This is a genomic window from Dokdonella immobilis (genome assembly GCF_900115085.1).
GTDB classification, from domain to species: Bacteria; Pseudomonadota; Gammaproteobacteria; order Xanthomonadales; family Rhodanobacteraceae; genus Dokdonella; species Dokdonella immobilis.
This window is the reverse complement of record NZ_FOVF01000025.1, coordinates 37,369-53,621: the sequence shown is the minus strand read 5'-3', so window position 1 is coordinate 53,621 and position 16,253 is coordinate 37,369. Positions and strand designations below refer to the sequence as shown.

Sequence of the window (16,253 nt, the reverse complement as noted above, 5' to 3'; positions counted from 1 at the left end):
CGGAAACGCGGTCTACGGCGATTCGAATCCGTCGACGAAGATCGTGTCGTTGAGCGGACCGAGCAGATCGGCAGACAGGCTCTGCGGGTTCCCGGTTTCCGCGACATGCAGACTGGTCGCGACCTGCTGCGGACCGCCATCGGCGACGAACGAGAACCGGAACATCGTGCCCCAGTTGAGCGGATTGAGCTCGGCCGGCACGTTGGTCGGCGGCGTCGGGTTGACCGGCGCGCTCCAGGTCAGGCTTCCGCCCACCGTCGAAGTCGTCCAGTCGTTGCCCGAGTCGGTATCGCCATCGCTGAAGGTGATATTGGTGAGGTTGACACCCGCGGCCACGGGAACCGCGAATCGATCGAACCCGAAGTTGTGGACGACCCGCAGATTCGGTTCACTGCCTTCGGTAAACGGCCGCGCAAAGTCAAAGTTCATGACGACATAGTCATAGCGCCATGAACCGCCACCGAGATCAAACACCTTGACCGCAACCTTGGTGTGCCCTTCGCTGCTGGCCAGCTCCTCGGATGCGGAAGTCGCGCCCGGGCTCACCCCTTCAAGCCAGCGATCGATGGCCGGGCCCAGCCGGTAGGCCGCGCCGCTGCCGACGTTCCAGCTCGTGCCGCTCCGCGTGGGCGAAATGCCGCGGGTCGCCATCGAGTTGTAGATGTTGATGTCCTCGCGCGCCAGGTACCAGGATTCAAAAAGGTAGGTCGCGCCGGTCTGCACAGCCGGGTCGATCTGCGATTCGACCACGATCAGCCGCTGTGAATACTGCGTATTGCCCGAAGAGTTGGCAGCTCCGTCGCAGTTGGTGTCGTAGATCGAACCGCAACGGCCCCACTGGTTGGTGGCCGGGATGATTTCCGATCGAGGGCCGAGATCGCTGCTGCTGTCGTTGTTGCCCGTTCCATACGTGTCCGAGCACTGCCGGCCCAGCACGTGCGAATCGGTGCCATGACCCGACGCACATCCCTGATTGGTGGTCAGGAACGCGTGCTTGACCCCGGAGCGACCGATCTGGTCGATGCTGCCATCGGCGCTTAACCGGTAGATGTTCCAGATCAGGTAGGGATGCTGGTCGTTGCCATACGGGGGGAAGGTTCCCGAGAACTTGCCGTGCCAGGGAATATCGGCGGTCCACAGCGCGCTGCTGGTGCCCAGGGGATCGCCGGCAACGGTCGCCACGGCCGTGCCGTTGTTGACGTTGTTCTGCAGCGTCGAACTCGGCGTGAACACGACCTGGCCCGTGCTCGAGGATCCCGTGCAGCCATTGCATCGGCTGAACTGGACACTGAAAGTCTTCATGAACAGATCGGCCTGGAAGTTCGTTCCGTTCGGCTCACCCGGCACCTGCGTGCCGGCCCAGTCGAATACGCCGCCGCCGTTCGGAACCGCACCGCTGCCCTGGGTCAGGACCTGGGCCGTCAATTCCATATCCGCGATGGCCCAGTTGGCCATGTCGGGATGGCCCAGTCGGGTCGCCAGCGCCGGACTCACACGGAGATCCATCGTGCGCACGGCCAGCACCTTGTTGTCGTCGACCAGCTCGTACATGAGGCGATCGACATAGAACCAGGCCTTGCCATCGGCGCCGACCAGATCGAGGACGAGTGGATTGTCCGCGCGCGTCTTCAGGCGGAAATCAGTCAGATCGATATCGCCGGCCGCGGTCTTGAGTACATACCCGCCACGCGCTTGCACCGAGCCGCCGACGAAGGATTGCAGATTGCCATTGGCAACGCGGAAATCGAGGCTGCCCGACTGGCGAACAGCGAAACGCTCATGCTCGCGCCAGCTTCGTCCCTCAAGTTTCCCACTCGTCTCGAACGAATGGATGCCCATGTCGGCAGCCAGCTCACGGTTCCAGCGAATACCGACCTCGCCGCCCCAGGCCGACCAGAGCGAATCAGGGCTTTGGGGCTGTGCGGATTGACCTGTTGGCTCTGCGATGGCGTTCATCGCATATGGCCCCGCCAGGACAGCAGCCGTGGCAAGTGCCGCGGCCCGAACATTTGACATCAGCGTAATCATGTTTTTTGCACCTGCTCTGTGTTGTCAGCAGCCGCCCTTGGCAATTGTGTGCCACAACTCCCATCGCCGGGATTCGGCGTGCGGCACTACTCGAAACTGTTGCGGAATATGGGCCAGTCACCGATTCGCGTGATCGTCGGCCCGACATGCTTGCAAACCATTGAATTCTGCGCCTCGCAGCCTGCGCCACTGCACGACGGTGGCCAGTCGTTTCCATTTGCATCACGCACGCTGGCGCGATACCAGAACACCACATCGGAATTGGAAATATTCTGGCTGTTCGCAATGTTGCCGGCCGCCATCACACAATCGCTCAGGTTGTTGTCACTGTGGTCGGCATATTCGTTGTTGATGAACAGGCTTCCGATGACGTCCACCGAATGCAACCCGCGCCCCGACTGGTTGGGCGGATTGTAATCGCCGGAACCTGACACTATGCGGTACCCGAATCCACCCTTGTTGGTAATCACGTCCCAGTAGGTTGGACCTCCTCCCGGCCCGCCAGTCGCACTCCGCAGACCGGTGAACTCCGTGGACTGGGGAACCCCATTGGCGAGAATTGCATTGTCGTTTGCGCCATCAATGTCGAAATCGAATCGCCAATAGTTGTGGTGCCAATGAGTCAGGCTGTTGTTGGTTCCATTCGAGTTGCCGAATCCGAACTCGGGCTGGATGTCGCCGTTGTCCCAGAATGCATAGCGGCTGGTGTATTGGTACCAGGCGGCTGAGTACTGGGTGGTCAGCACAACGTGGTCGCCCATGTCTTCAATGGCCACACCACCAGGCGATCCTATGCAATCCGCTGCGACGAAGTTGAATCCAGGAGCGCCTGAGAACGGGCAACTGCCGTAAGAAGCAGTTGCGGCCTGCGAAACATCGCAACTTGTCGTTGCAATGAAAGGTGTTGGCACTCCGAGTTGGTTGCGCACCGGTGGCGACGCGACGAATCGCGCATCAGCATCCTTCCAGTCGCGGTAGCACGTACTGGTGTTGCGATATTCGGCGAACAGGATCGGCGCATGCATCCGCTTGGCGACAAGGATGCCCTTGTAGTGCACGTCTCGAAGCTCCATTCCCGAGCCATCGGCGGCAACACTCTGGCTGGGTGGCACCCAGCACATTTCCCAAACCGGATTCGCCGCGGGCCACTTGAGCAAAGAGCCGCCCCAGAGCGAACAATTGGCGCCCGCCGCCATGGCATTGGACACAAGTCCAATTCCCGCCAGCACCAAGACAGCGCCTGCCTTCAACGTGATTCTTCGCATCTCCCTTCCCCTATGAATGATCTGGAATCGGATCGGGCTTCCGATCCGGATCGAGCGACGCGTGAATGACGCGTCTGGACATCAAGTCGACAATCGCGTGCGCAACGTGACGCTGACCGTCGCCGGCTGAAACTATGACATGGACGCAGCGCGATCCCGCGCTGCAATCCGGTTCCTTGGCTTCGCGATAGGCAAAGCCCGCATAAAAATTCAGGTCACTCGCGGACAGGCGCTCATGCAGCGAAGTTTCCTCCCGGGCAAGCGCAATGGCGAGCTCCAGTTCTTCATTCGAAAAATTCAGAGTGTAGCCCGGCTTGTCGATCCGGCTCAGCCTCTCACCGTTTTCGTCGTACACGGTCTCGACAACGACGCCCCGACGGTAGTCCCATCCGTACTCGACGATGACCTTGCGATTTACGCCATTCGTCGTAAAGACGTCACCATATCGGCGAACGGGCACGTAGTCGGCCAGAACGATATCGCTTGAGGCGAGGTCCGTGCGGAGCTTGTCTCCACCGACGCCTGGCGAAGCCGACAGGGGGGGCAGCTTGCCCTCGACATGACCCGGCGCCGTCGACTTCGAGGCATCCGGTGTGGGTCTCGACACGTCAGCATGGCACGCTGAAAGCAACGCCATCGCCAGGACAATCAGGATGCTGGGGAACTTGTCTTTCGCCATTGCGATGGTCGCCATCCTCGTGGAAAAACTACAGGTGTGCACCGGGAACGAGAATGTCGAATCCGTTGGCGAATATGTAATCGGCCCAAGGACCGATCGGCACCAGGGTTGGACCCGCCTTTTTGCAGACCATGGAATCCTGCGGCAGGCAGTTTCCACCACTGCACCCGGGCGGCCAGCTGTTGGCGGTCGTGTCGCGAACACTGACATGGTAATAGAGCGCCTGGTTGGTGTTGGCGATGCTCTCGCCGTTGACCAGGTTGTCCTTGTGCATTTCGCAATCAAACAGGTCGTAGCTTGGCGTATCACCGTACTCCCCAACATGGGCCTTTGTGGCCATGAAATCGACCGTGTGGAAATCTCGGCCCGACTCGTTGGCCTGGAATGCATAGTCATTCGCACCGGGTACGAAGCGATAGCCATTTCCCGATACCGCATTGCGCACGGACCAGGTGCGGGGGCCTCCACCGATTCCGCCCCCTGCACTGCGAAGATCGCTGAACTCGATTGACTGGTCGGCATTGTCGATGCTGACGACATTGTTGCCCAGGCCGTCGATATCGAACTCGAACCGCCAGTAATTGTGATGCCAGTGGGTAACTTCATTGAAGGTCCCGTTTCGGTTGCCGAAGCCGAAGGAAGGTTGCATCCGTCCATCGGCATAGAACACGAAACGCGAGGAATACATGTACCAGTCGGCGATGTATTGGGTCGTTAATCTGACGCTGTCGCCAAGGTCTTCGATCGTGACCCCGTTCGCGCACGTGTAGCCGGGAGTGTTCAGGGCAAAAGGACAGGTGCCGTAGGACTGGGTGGGCTGATCGGAACGGTCGCAGGAGGTGACGGCCGCGGGCGTGTTGGGATCGGGATTTACCCCGAGCTGATTCTGCACGGCAGGCAGCGAGAATATCGGCGTTCTGATGTCCTTCCAGTCGCGGTAGCAGTTGCCCCCGAAGCCATCCTTGTACTCGGCGAACAACATCGGGGCGTGCGCCCTGCGCATGACGAGCTGGCCATTCCAGTAGACGTTGCGCAACTCCATTCCGGAGCCACGGGGACCCACGCTCTGATCCGGCCCCAGCCAGCACATTTCCCAGATCGGGTTCGTCGTGGGCCAGCTCAGCTTGACCTCCGGCGCAACGCAGGTCGGCGATGCGGCCTGCGCGACGGGGACCGCAGCCGTGGCCAGGAGAATCAGCGCAAAAAGGAGACGGAACCGGACCATTACTCAACCTCCATCCGAATGACGGGCGACGCTCTTGCCGGAAGGGACATATTTCGGGTAGACCACGCGATCGGTCATCAGATCGACCACCGAATGCAGGATCACGTCATCGCCTCCATGGATGGCGGCAATGACGCGGATGCAGCGAGATCCCCGATCGCAGTATTTGTCGCCGGGCTCGCGCATGACGAAACCGCCGTGCCAAAGTACGACGTCGGGCGCATTGACGATGTCGCTGATCCGGGGATCGGAACGAACGAGGGCTTCGACCCGGGCACGCTCCACATCGGTCAGGCTCAGGTCGGCACCCGGCGGCTCCTGTGTCGCAATGAGAACACCATTCGGATCATAGGTTCGAACGATGGTGACGCCCCGCGAGTAGTCGAAACCCCGGGTCACCACGCAGCGCTCATCATCCCTGCGGCTGGCCTGGTCCGGACAGAAGTCCGTGACCCGCTTTGATTCGATGTAGCCCCGCATCCTGCCGCTGTGATCGATGCCGGCCAGCGAATCGCTGCCGGAAGACTTCGGGCCAGCCGCGCATCCGCCGAGCAGGACCAGCGCGACCGGCAGCAGGGCGACTTGCCAGTCAGTTCGTGCCCGAATGGAGTTCCTGCGTGACATGGCAATGAATCAGTTCGGTGTCGTGACGGTGGATGCGTTGCCTGCCGTCTCCGGCGGAGACCTGCCGTAGGTCGGGTTGTTCCACAGGGCGAACATGTATTCGCCGCGCGAGGCTGATTGTGGACCGATATCGAAGGGTCGACCCGGACCTCCCGCACACAACGTGTTCTCCGCAGGAATCGTCGGCGGCGTGATCGCCTGATCGCGCAGGAACTCGATGTAGTCCTTGCTCGAGATCTGGAACTTCAGTTCGGCGTCGACCCGAATCGGTCGATCGGTTCCGGCCGGCAAGGTGAAGGTGTAGTCGGTCGTATCGTAGTTGACCAGGGTGCCCGAGCCCGGCGAGGTCTCGGGATAGCTGTAGCCGACCGGCCTCAGCTCGTCGCCATTCGGATCACCCGGGCTGACCGGATGGAAGCCCAGCGGTGGAATGCGATTGTCCTTGCGGATGCAGTTGTTGAGCACGAAATGGAACTGCGCCTTGCCGGCTTCCTCGATCTTGCACTCGCCCGGCGAGCCCGGCGTCCAGATTCCCTGCAGGGTCTCGTAGACCTTGGCCTGGGGATCGAGGGTGAGTTCGGCGCTCAGCGGATCATAGGCGGCACTTTCGGCGACGATGGCATCCGTGGCGCTGACGGCCTTGACGTTGAGCCACATGCGACGGCCTTCGGCGTAACCGGTCGGCAGCTTGTGGCCGCTCAGGTTGGTGACCTTGACGCGGACGCTGATCGAACCCGCGGAACCGGCCGTGGGCGCCGTGTAGGAAAGTATGCTCGTTTCCACGTTCGCGCTCGAGGCGAGCATGGCGCGGGCATTCGTGATCGTACGCTCGAAGTCGGCCTCGCGGCCGAAGCCGGTGACGTTGTTGGCGTATTCGACCTTGATGATGCCAGGGACCCACGCATTGGCGCCGACGAATTCATGGACCGGCAGGTTGCCGGTGCGCGAACCGTCGGGATTCTGGTTGCAGGCCTTGGCGGTCAGGTCCTGGCTGGAACGCATGTGGCAGGTCTGACACTGCTGGGCGCGCGCGAATGCGGGCACGCCGGACGGCCCCTCGCCCATGCCATCGCGATAGATCGTGTCGGCGAACAGGCTTCTGTTCCATTCCGAGTAAGTGCGTTCGATCGGCATCGGTCGTGTGGTGGCCACGCCGCCTTCGAGGACCAGGGTCTTTAGTGGACCCTCGTCGGTGTCGGGCGTCGACACGTCATGACAGGATCCACAAAGCTGGGACTGCTCGTGATATTCGGACTTGACCCAGCCATGCGGCGGCTCGAGCGTGCCGTTGGTGTACGTGAAGGGGCCGCGCCGGCACGGACCACCGTACTGCGATCCATCCGGATTCGTGCACGTCGTCGTGTTGTCGATCCAGGTATTGCCGTTGCCGATGAAGCCGGACTCGCCGTTCGGACCGGTCGGCATCATGCGATGGCAAAAGTGACAGGTCAGGCCCGAGTAGTCATTGCCCTTGCTGTCGAAATTGTCGTAGTCGCCGGTCAACTGGCAGCCACTGGCGCCGCCGGGTCCGCTGGTACCGCCGCCGACGGCCTTGACGACGCGCCCGTTCAACCAGCCCGGAGGTGTATGGCAGCGCAGGCAGAAGTCGCCGGCGCCAGGAAAATCCTTGTTGGCGACGTCGAGCGCTGCCCAGAACAGCGGGTCGCGGGTCGCATTGGCCATCATCGAGCCGCTCCATGTGCTGTGCGGCATGAATTCGGGTGCGGTTCCACTAAAGCCGCGATGGCAGGAGCTGCACGCATCGGGCTCTTCGAGGGCCCAGAGCAGCCCGGGCTGGGTGCCATGGGGGGTGAAATCGAGAGCCAGCGCCTGTAGCGAGACGAGCAATGCGCCGATCAGCAACACGATCCGCAGCAGGCGAAGTGCGGGAGGCCGACAGGCCGGGGAACAGGATCGCAAAACGCTCACCTCACAAATGATGGGACAAGGGGCAGGCTCAAGCCATGCCCGGTTCAATCAAGGCCGCAAGACCGGCCCCGTGGAGCCGCTCCGGCATGTCCAGGCCGGCAGTAGGGCTCGGGAACCCGGCGAAATTGCACCGCGGGCCGTCCCCCTGATTCCATTCGAAATTTTGCCGAACGGCAAAACACTCCGATTATTACCACGAACCGGCGACCAATATCACCTACCGGCCAGTGCGAGTGTGTTCAGATTGCGTGAATTCGTACCGTCACGGGCGCCTGGCTCAGTCCGCCAGCCTGCCCGTCAGGAGCCGTTCGACCACCGCCAGATACAACTCAGGCAAGCGTTCGAGCTCCGCCACATCGATATGTTCGTCGATCTTGTGGATACTGGCGTTGACGGGCCCGAGTTCGACGACTTCGGCACCCAGCGGCGCGATAAACCTTCCATCGGATGTGCCGCCCGCCGTGCTCGGCTCGGGGATTCGGCCGCAAACCGCGCCGACGGCTTCGTTGACCGCTTTGCGCAAGGGGCCTTCGGCGGTCAGGAACGGTTCCCCGGACAGGTCCCAGGCGATCGAGAAATCGAGCCCGTGCCGGTGCAGGCAGGCTTCGACGCGCTCGCGCAAACCCTCGGCGGTGCTTGCCGTGCCGTAGCGGAAGTTGAAGGAGGCAGCGAGCGTACCCGGAATGACGTTGTTGGCGCCGGTTCCGGAACGGATATTGGAGACTTGGAACGAAGTTAGCGGGAAGCCGTCGTTGCCCTCGTCCCATCGGGTCGACGCCAGTTCGGCGAGGGCCGGCGCCAGGGCATGGATCGGATTGAGTGCCTTGTCCGGGTAGGCAACATGGCCCTGGATGCCGCGCACTTCGAGGTGGCCGTGCAGCGAACCACGCCGACCGATCCGGATCAGATCGCCGAGCGCGGTCCGTGAGGACGGCTCGCCAACCAGGCACCAGTCGACGCGTTGGCCACGTCGGCGAAACTCCTCGGCCACCCTCCGCACGCCGTCGACCGATGGCCCCTCCTCGTCGCTGGTCAGCAAAAGGCCGACCGTACCGGCATGTTGCGGATGTCGCTGGACGAAGGTCTCGAGGGCCAGGGTCATCGCGGCCACGCCGGATTTCATGTCGGCGGCGCCACGTCCGAACAGCAGCCCAGCGCGAACCGTCGGCTCGAATGGCGGACTCGACCAGGCGGTCTCCGGACCGCTCGGCACGACGTCGGTGTGGCCGAGAAAAACCAGCACCGGCCCGGCTTGGCCGTGAGTGGCCCAGAGATTGGAGACCTCGCCATAGTGCAAGGTCTCGACAGCGAAGCCGGCGCGCGACAGGCGATCGCCTAGCAGGGCCTGACAGCCCTGGTCATCGGGGGTTACCGATGCGCGCCGGATCAGTTCACTGGTGAGTTCGAGGATGGCTGACATGGAACTCGGGATTGGGGATGGGGGACTCGGGATTTGGCTCGGGCAGGTTCCAGGCGATTGCCGTCGATCATGTCTCGGCCGCAAACAGGCGCGCATAGAGCTTGTCGCTGAAGCCGAGGTGGACCGAGCCGTCATCAAGCACCAGGACCGGGCGACGGACCAGGGCCGGGTACTCGCGGATCAGCAGGCTCCATTCAGCCGCAGATCCGGGCGATTTGCGCGCCGGCGAGAGCGTGCGCCAGGTCGTGCCGCTGCGGTTGACCAGGGATTCGAAACCACCGACCGCCTGCGCCCATTGCTTTAGGATCGCCGGCGATGCCGGTTGCTCGCGATAGTCGACAAAGCGGTAGTCGATCGCGTGGCGATCGAGCCAGTTGCGCGCCTTGCGACAGGTATCGCACTTGTTCAGGCCGAAGATTTCGATGCTCATGCGCGCAGCAGCTCATTGATGGCGGTCTTGGACCGGGTCTTTTCATCCACACGCTTGACGATGACTGCGGCATACAGGCTGTGGCTGCCATCGGCGGCCGGCAGGGACCCGGCCACGACCACGCTGCCGGCGGGTACGCGCCCATAGCTGACGACCCCCGTGGCGCGATCGTAGATCCGGGTCGACTGGCCGAGGAAAACGCCCATGCCGATCACGCTGCCGCGCTCGACCACGACCCCTTCGACCACTTCCGAACGCGCGCCGATGAAGCAGTCGTCCTCGATGATGGTCGGACCGGCCTGCAGCGGTTCGAGCACGCCTCCGATGCCGACTCCGCCGGACAGGTGCACGCGCGCGCCGATCTGCGCGCAGGAGCCGACCGTGGCCCAGGTGTCGACCATGGTTCCCGCACCGACATGGGCACCGATGTTGACGTAGCTCGGCATCAGCACCGCGTCGGCGGCGACATGCGCGCCGCGCCGGACCAACGCCCCGGGTACGACCCGCGCACCCGCCTCCCGGAAGGTCTGCGCATCGGCATCGACGAAGCGCAGCGGCACCTTGTCCCAGGCCTGCATCGGGCCACCGTCCATGACGCGATTTTCGTTGATGCGGAAATACAGCAGGACCGCCTTCTTCAGCCACGGGTGAACCTGCCAGCCACCGCCTGGCAGCGGCTCGGCCACACGCGCCTTGCCGCTTTCGAGCAGGTCGAGCGCCGTCTCCACGGCCGGGCGGATGTCGCTTGAAATTTCTTCGGGGGTCAGTTCGGAGCGGCGTTCCCACGCCGTTTCGATCCGGGAATCAAGGGTTGGCATGCATGACCTTCTGTCGTTCGGGCTGGCTAAGATCCAGTTGTTCGAGCAGTGCCGCACGCAGCGCTTCCTGACCGGCTTCATCGAGCAAGCGGTCATTTTCGTCGCTGATGCGGAAGAAGTCCTCGACGCGTTCGCCGAAGGTGGCGATGCGCGCATCATGCACGCGCACACCGAGTGAGCGGAAGGTTTGCGCGACCGAGGCGAGCAGGCCCGGCCGATCGGTGCAGACCAGGCCGAGCCGGGTACGTCCGGCGACCACGCTGAAGACGATGCGAGGAACGATGTGGAAATGTCGCAAGGTGCGCGGCAGGGCCCGGCGCACTGGCTGCTCGTTGAGGACGCGCATGCCGAGCGCCGAGCGCAGCGCCAATTCGATCGCCTCGACGCGTTCGCCTTCGGGCAGCGGCTTGCCGGACGCATCGAGGACGTAGAAGGTATCCAGGACCATGTCCGAATGGGCAGAAATGACCCGCGCCTCGACGACATTGAGCTGGGCCCGGTCGAGCACGGCCGTGATCGTGGCGAACAGGCCATCGCGATCGGGCGAGTAGACGAACACTTCGCTGGTACCGCGGACGCCGAGCGGATTGACGCGCACCAGGGCGCCGGAAGCCGCATCGTGGGTGGCGATGGCCGCGGTCTGCCAGGCGATCTGTTCGGGCCGGTAGCGCAGGAAACTCTCTTCGGGAAAATCCGCCCAGATGCGCGCGATGACCGACGGATCGAGGCCCTTCGGTTCCAGCATCGACGTTGCGCGCGCACGCGTCTCGGCCACGCGTTCCCCGGCCTTGGGCAGTTCGCCGGACTCCTCGCGCAGGACATAGCGCGTGGCCGCGTAGAGATCCGAGAGCAGGCGGTCACGCCACGTGTTCCACAATTTCGGGCTGGTTCCGTTGATATCGGCGACGGTCAGCAGATAGAGGTAATCGAGCCGCTCCCAGTCATCGACCTGCTCGGCGAAACGGTGCACCACGGCTGGATCGGTGATGTCCTGGCGCTGCGCGGTGACACTCATGAGCAGGTGCTGGCGAACCAGCCAGGCGACCCGGTCGACCGCTGCGGGGCGCAGGCCGAGGCGTGCGCAGAAAACGCGCGCGTCCTCTTCACCCAGTACCGAATGATCGCCGCCGCGGCCCTTGGCGATGTCATGGAAGAGTCCGGCCAGCAGGAGCAGGGCGGGTTGCGGAATGCGCTGGTAGACCGTATGCGCGAGCGGAAAATCGCGCGCACCGTCCTCGCTTGCGAAGCGCGCCATGAAGCGCAGCACGCGCATGGTGTGCTCGTCGACCGTGTAGACATGAAAGAGGTCGTACTGCATGCGCCCGGTTACCCGCGCGAAGCCGGGGATCAGCCGGGCCAGCACGCCATGCCGGGCCATCGCGGCGAGCGCCTCGACCGCCGCCGCGCCGCGCTCGAGCAATTCGCGCAGGGCGGCGAAGACTTCGGGGCGATCCAGATCGAAGGCCGGGTTGGCCATGGCCAGGCGGACCTGGCGCAAGGCATTCGCGCGCAGGCCGCGGATCCCCGGCTCGGTGGCGATCAGCGCATACAGCGCAATCAGGGTCTGCGGTTCTTCCTGCAGGCGGTGGCTGGCATCCACGTCGAGGCGATCGCCGATGCGTCGGAAGCCATCGCCCAGATCGCGGACGTCGGCGGCCGAGGTCGCCAGCATTTCGCTGCAACGCGCGATCAACTCCTCGTTGGTACCGGCAATGCGACGGGCGGCGCGATAGTAATCCTGCATGCACTGCTCGACGCCGAGGTTGTCGGCGTGCTCGTCGCGATAGCCGAGCAGACGCGCCAGTTCGCGCTGGTAGTCGAACAGCAGGCGTTCCTCGGCGCGACGGGCGAGCAAATGCAGGGCGTGGCGGATGCGGAACAACGTGGTCCGGGCCGAGCCCAGCGCCTCGGCTTCGGTGGCGTCGAGCAGACCCGCTTCGACCATCTGCGCCGGCTCGCCCGAACCGGCGATTTCCCGGCCCAGCCAGCCGATCAGCTGCAGGTCGCGCAGGCCCCCGGGACCTTCTTTCAGCTGCGGCTCGAGGTTGTAGGCGGTGTCGCCGAAACGCTGGTGCCGGGCCGTTTGTTCGGCGCGCTTGGCTTCGAGGAAACGCGCCGGCGTCCACAACGATTCGTCCGGAAGACGGGCGAGCAGGCGCTCGGCCAGCTCGCGGGAACCGACCAAAAAGCGCGCCTCGATCAGATTGGTGTAGACGCTGACGTCCTGTCCGGCCAATTCGCGACAGCAGTCCAGGTCGCGGACGGCCATGCCGGGCTTGATGCCGAGGTCCCAGAGGCCGGCGCAGAATGCCTCGATCGCGCGCATCACGCGCGGCTCGGGCGATTCCACGGTCAGGATCAGAAGATCGACGTCGGAGTACGGAAACAGTTCGGCACGTCCATATCCGCCGACCGCGATCAGGGCGGCATCGTCGGCCTCGCCGAGCCAGGAATGCCAGGCATAGTCGAGTACGCGATCGACCGCCGCGGCGCGCGCAGCGACGATCTGCTCGGCATCGGCATGTTCGCGAAACGCCCCGCCGAGGTCGCGCTCGTAGTCGGCCAGATACTGGCGAAGCGCCAACTTGGCCGGTCCGACCACGCCGACGCGATTGGCCGGTCGCGCCAGGCGAGGCAGGACCGGAATGCGCGCGGCCGATTCGGCGGACGGCTTCACCGCGGCACGCCTCAGGCGGCCGCTGGCCAGGGCGTCAGGATTTCGTGACCATCGTCGGTGACAGCAATGGTGTGCTCCCACTGCGCGGACAGCGAGTGGTCGCGCGTGACCACGGTCCAGCCGTCCGGCAAGAGTCGCGTATGCGGCTTGCCGGCATTGATCATCGGTTCGATCGTGAAGGTCATGCCCTTCTGCAGTTTCAGGCCGGTACCGGCGGTACCGTAGTGCAGCACCTGCGGATCCTCGTGGTAGATGCGACCGATGCCGTGTCCGCAGTATTCGCGAACGACCGAAAAGTTGCGCGCTTCGGCGTATTTCTGGATGGTCTCGCCGATGTCGCCCAGGGTGACCCCCGGCCGCACGATCGAGATCGCCGCCAGCATTGCATCGCGCGTGGTCTCGACCAGGCGCCGGGCCAGCACCGAGGGCTCGCCGACGAAATACATGCGGCTGGTGTCGCCGTGCCAGCCATCCTTGATCACGGTGACGTCGATATTGATGATGTCGCCGTCCTTGAGCACCTTGGAGTGGGTCGGGATGCCGTGGCAGATGACGTGGTTGACCGAGGTGCAGACCGTCTTCGGGAAGCCCTTGTAGCCGACATTGGCCGGAACCGCCTGCTGCACGTCGACGATGTGTTCGTAGCAGAGCCGGTCGAGCTCCTCGGTAGTCACGCCGGGCTTGACGTGGGGGGCGATCATTTCGAGCACTTCGGCGGCCAGGCGGCCGGCAATGCGCATCTTTTCGATCTCATCGGGGGTCTTGATCGTTACGGACATGGTTTCTCGTAGTGCTGGGCGCTTGTGGTGGGCGCAGGGGACAGGCTACAATTCTACGGCTAAGCCGAGCCACTTGCTTAAGTGGTTGCCGGCAAACGAAATAAGGCCTCGCAGCGTCACCGCAAGGCCCTCACTGGCGGACAAGGGTAGTCACTTGCCTGCGTTACGCCAAATCCGCACACGTATCGTCACCGTTTTCGGGGTGCCTCTCCGGAGGTCGCAGACGGCGGATACGTGGAGGTCTCAACCCCGGGCATCACCGCGCATTACGCCAATGGCCGTGCGGCTGCCCACGATTGGAGTTACACCATGCCTCAGGTCACCATGCGCCAGATGCTCGAAGCGGGCGTCCATTTCGGCCATCAGACACGTTACTGGAATCCCCGCATGGCGCCGTACATCTTCGGCGCGCGCGGTCGCATCCACATCATCAATCTCGAAAAGACCCTGCCGCTGTTCAACGACGCGATGAACTTCGTGTCCGGACTGGCCCAGAAGCGCGGCACCCTGCTGTTCGTCGGCACCAAGCGTTCGGCTCGCGAAGCGGTCAAGGAAGACGCCACGCGTTGCGGCCAGCCCTACGTCGCCGCGCGCTGGCTTGGCGGCATGCTGACCAACTTCCGCACGGTCAAGCAGTCGATCGCCCGCCTCAAGGAAATCGAGGCCATGGCCACCGACGGCCGCTTCGAAAAGCTGGTCAAGCACGAAGTACTGCAGCTCGGCCGCGAGCGCGAGAAGCTCGAGCGCTCGCTCGGCGGCATCAAGGACATGGGCCGCCTGCCCGACGCGCTGTTCGTGGTCGACATCGGCCACGAGAACATCGCCATCCAGGAAGCCAAGAAGCTCGGTATCCCGGTCGTCGCCGTGGTCGATACCAACTACGACCCTAGCCTGGTCGACTATGCGATTCCGGGCAATGACGACGCCATCCGCGCGGTCCAGCTCTATACCAGCGCCGTTGCCGACGCCGTACTCGAGGGCAAGGCCGCCGCGCCGCACATTGCCGTGGGCGCCGACGAATTCGTCGAAATGGATGCCGAAGGCAACCCGATCGCGAAGGACGATCGCCGCAAGCAGGCGCCGCGTGGCAAGCCGGCGGCCAAGCGTGGCGCTCCGCCAGCCGGCCGTCGCAGTGGCCCGGCCAAGCCGCGCTCCGACACCAAGCCGGCCGAGGGCGATGCCAAGCCGGCCAAGGCTGCGGAAGCCCCGGCTGCCGAGTAAGTCATACGCCTGCCATCCCGGACAGGGAAGGTAGCGGTCAGGCCGCGCTGTCCCGCGCAAACCGCGGGGCAGACCGGCGCAAGGTGCCTGCTCCCGGCATCGAACCGGCCAGGAAAGCGTGCGCAGGTCGCCCTTTCCCGCGCCGGTCGGGTCCGGACTGCAGGCATCCCGTTTCCCATTCGCGCGACTTTGCGTTGCGCCAAGCTGTGAGGTTTTACCGATGGATATCACTGCCCAGATGGTCAAGGAACTGCGCGAGCGTTCCGGCGCCGGCATGATGGAATGCAAGAAGGCCCTGACCCAGAACAACGGCGACATCGACGTCGCCATCGAGTGGCTGCGCAAGCAGGGCCTGGCCAAGGCCGACAAGAAGGCCGATCGCGTCGCCGCCGAAGGCCGCATCGTGCTGGCCCAGGTGGGCCACAAGGCCGCCCTCGTCGAAATCAATAGCGAGACCGATTTCGTCGCCAAGGACGAGAACTTCGTCGCCTTCGCCGACCAGGTCGCCACGGCCGCACTCGACGTGAATGACGTCGAAGCGCTCAAGGCCGCCCCGTTCCCCGGGGGCGGTACGGTCGAGGAAGCTCGCGCCGCCGTCATCGCGAAGGTCGGCGAGAACGTGCAGATCCGCCGCATGGTGCATATCGACAGCCAGAACGAAGTCGCCGGGTATCTGCACGGCGGCCGTATCGGCGTGCTGGTCGAGGTCAAGGGCGGTTCGCCGGACCTGGCCCGCGGCCTGGCCATGCACATCGCCGCGATGAACCCGCCGCACATCACCGAAAAGGACGTGCCGGCCGAGTTCATTGCCAAGGAAAAGGAAATCGAGCTGGCCAAGATGTCCGAGAAGGACAAGTCCAAGCCACCGGAAATCCTCGAGAAAATCATCAGCGGCAAGATCAACAAGATCGTCAACGACGTCACCCTGACCGGACAGCCCTACGTGCTCGATACCAACGACACGGTTGGCGCGGTGCTCAAGAAGGCGGGCGCGGAAGTGATCTCGTTCCATCGCCTCGTGGTCGGCGAGGGCATCGAGAAGGTGGTCGAGGACTATGCCGCCGAAGTGATGAAGCAGGCCGGGCTGGCCTGATCCGCTCCTTCACGCGACAGCCGGGAAAGCCGCAGTCATCTGCGGCTTTCCTGTTTTCGGACCCC

12 protein-coding genes and 1 pseudogene are annotated in these 16,253 nt (G+C 63.8%); 2 read left to right on the top strand and 11 right to left on the bottom strand.

Annotated features, from left to right (window positions below; all coding sequences use genetic code 11):
- Window positions 1-12 precede the first annotated feature (12 nt).
- From BM125_RS14930 to map, 11 genes and pseudogenes are all read right to left on the bottom strand, one after another.
- On the bottom strand, window positions 13-1,956 hold the full coding sequence (locus BM125_RS14930) for a hypothetical protein (protein ID WP_139225038.1): 1,944 nt from the start codon (window positions 1,954-1,956) through the stop codon (window positions 13-15).
- A 158-nt stretch (window positions 1,957-2,114) separates the two neighbouring features.
- Window positions 2,115-3,293 (bottom strand): hypothetical protein, encoded by a 1,179-nt coding sequence (locus BM125_RS14925; protein ID WP_139225037.1) that lies wholly within the window; start codon window positions 3,291-3,293, stop codon window positions 2,115-2,117.
- Window positions 3,294-3,303: 10 nt separating this feature from the next.
- Window positions 3,304-3,972: a C40 family peptidase gene (locus tag BM125_RS14920; RefSeq protein ID WP_139225036.1), complete on the bottom strand. Its 669-nt coding sequence runs from the start codon at window positions 3,970-3,972 to the stop codon at window positions 3,304-3,306.
- A gap of 28 nt (window positions 3,973-4,000) precedes the next feature.
- Window positions 4,001-5,008, bottom strand: coding sequence for a hypothetical protein (locus tag BM125_RS14915; protein WP_139225035.1), 1,008 nt, complete (start codon window positions 5,006-5,008; stop codon window positions 4,001-4,003).
- A 192-nt stretch (window positions 5,009-5,200) separates the two neighbouring features.
- On the bottom strand, window positions 5,201-5,821 hold the full coding sequence (locus BM125_RS14910; RefSeq protein ID WP_092409398.1) for a hypothetical protein: 621 nt from the start codon (window positions 5,819-5,821) through the stop codon (window positions 5,201-5,203).
- Between the two features lie 9 nt (window positions 5,822-5,830).
- A complete protein-coding gene (locus BM125_RS14905; protein WP_139225034.1) occupies window positions 5,831-7,687 on the bottom strand; it encodes a hypothetical protein in 1,857 nt (618 codons plus the stop codon).
- A gap of 340 nt (window positions 7,688-8,027) precedes the next feature.
- A complete protein-coding gene (gene dapE, locus BM125_RS14900; protein ID WP_092409393.1) occupies window positions 8,028-9,170 on the bottom strand; it encodes a succinyl-diaminopimelate desuccinylase in 1,143 nt (380 codons plus the stop codon).
- 67 nt (window positions 9,171-9,237) lie between these two features.
- Complete coding sequence (locus BM125_RS14895) at window positions 9,238-9,600, bottom strand: Spx/MgsR family RNA polymerase-binding regulatory protein (RefSeq protein WP_092409391.1); 363 nt, start codon at window positions 9,598-9,600, stop codon at window positions 9,238-9,240.
- The gene (gene dapD, locus BM125_RS14890) at window positions 9,597-10,577 is read right to left on the bottom strand and encodes a 2,3,4,5-tetrahydropyridine-2,6-dicarboxylate N-succinyltransferase (protein ID WP_245778941.1); all 981 of its coding nucleotides are present in this window, start codon (window positions 10,575-10,577) and stop codon (window positions 9,597-9,599) included. Before dapD ends, BM125_RS14895 begins: the two co-directional genes overlap by 4 nt.
- Window positions 10,510-13,020 (bottom strand): annotated as a pseudogene (gene glnD, locus BM125_RS14885) ([protein-PII] uridylyltransferase); the annotation flags it as partial. The gene dapD and the pseudogene glnD, both read right to left, overlap by 68 nt.
- An 86-nt stretch (window positions 13,021-13,106) precedes the next feature.
- Window positions 13,107-13,874 carry a type I methionyl aminopeptidase gene (map, locus tag BM125_RS14880; RefSeq protein ID WP_092409388.1) on the bottom strand — a complete coding sequence of 256 codons (768 nt, stop codon included), beginning with the start codon at window positions 13,872-13,874 and terminating at the stop codon, window positions 13,107-13,109.
- 309 nt (window positions 13,875-14,183) lie between these two features.
- On the opposite strand from map, the gene rpsB reads away from it, so the two are divergent.
- Entirely contained in the window at window positions 14,184-15,095 is a 912-nt protein-coding gene (rpsB, locus tag BM125_RS14875) for a 30S ribosomal protein S2 (protein WP_092409386.1), read from the top strand.
- 220 nt (window positions 15,096-15,315) lie between these two features.
- The gene (tsf, locus tag BM125_RS14870; RefSeq protein WP_092409384.1) at window positions 15,316-16,188 is read left to right on the top strand and encodes a translation elongation factor Ts; all 873 of its coding nucleotides are present in this window, start codon (window positions 15,316-15,318) and stop codon (window positions 16,186-16,188) included.
- Window positions 16,189-16,253 lie beyond the last annotated feature (65 nt).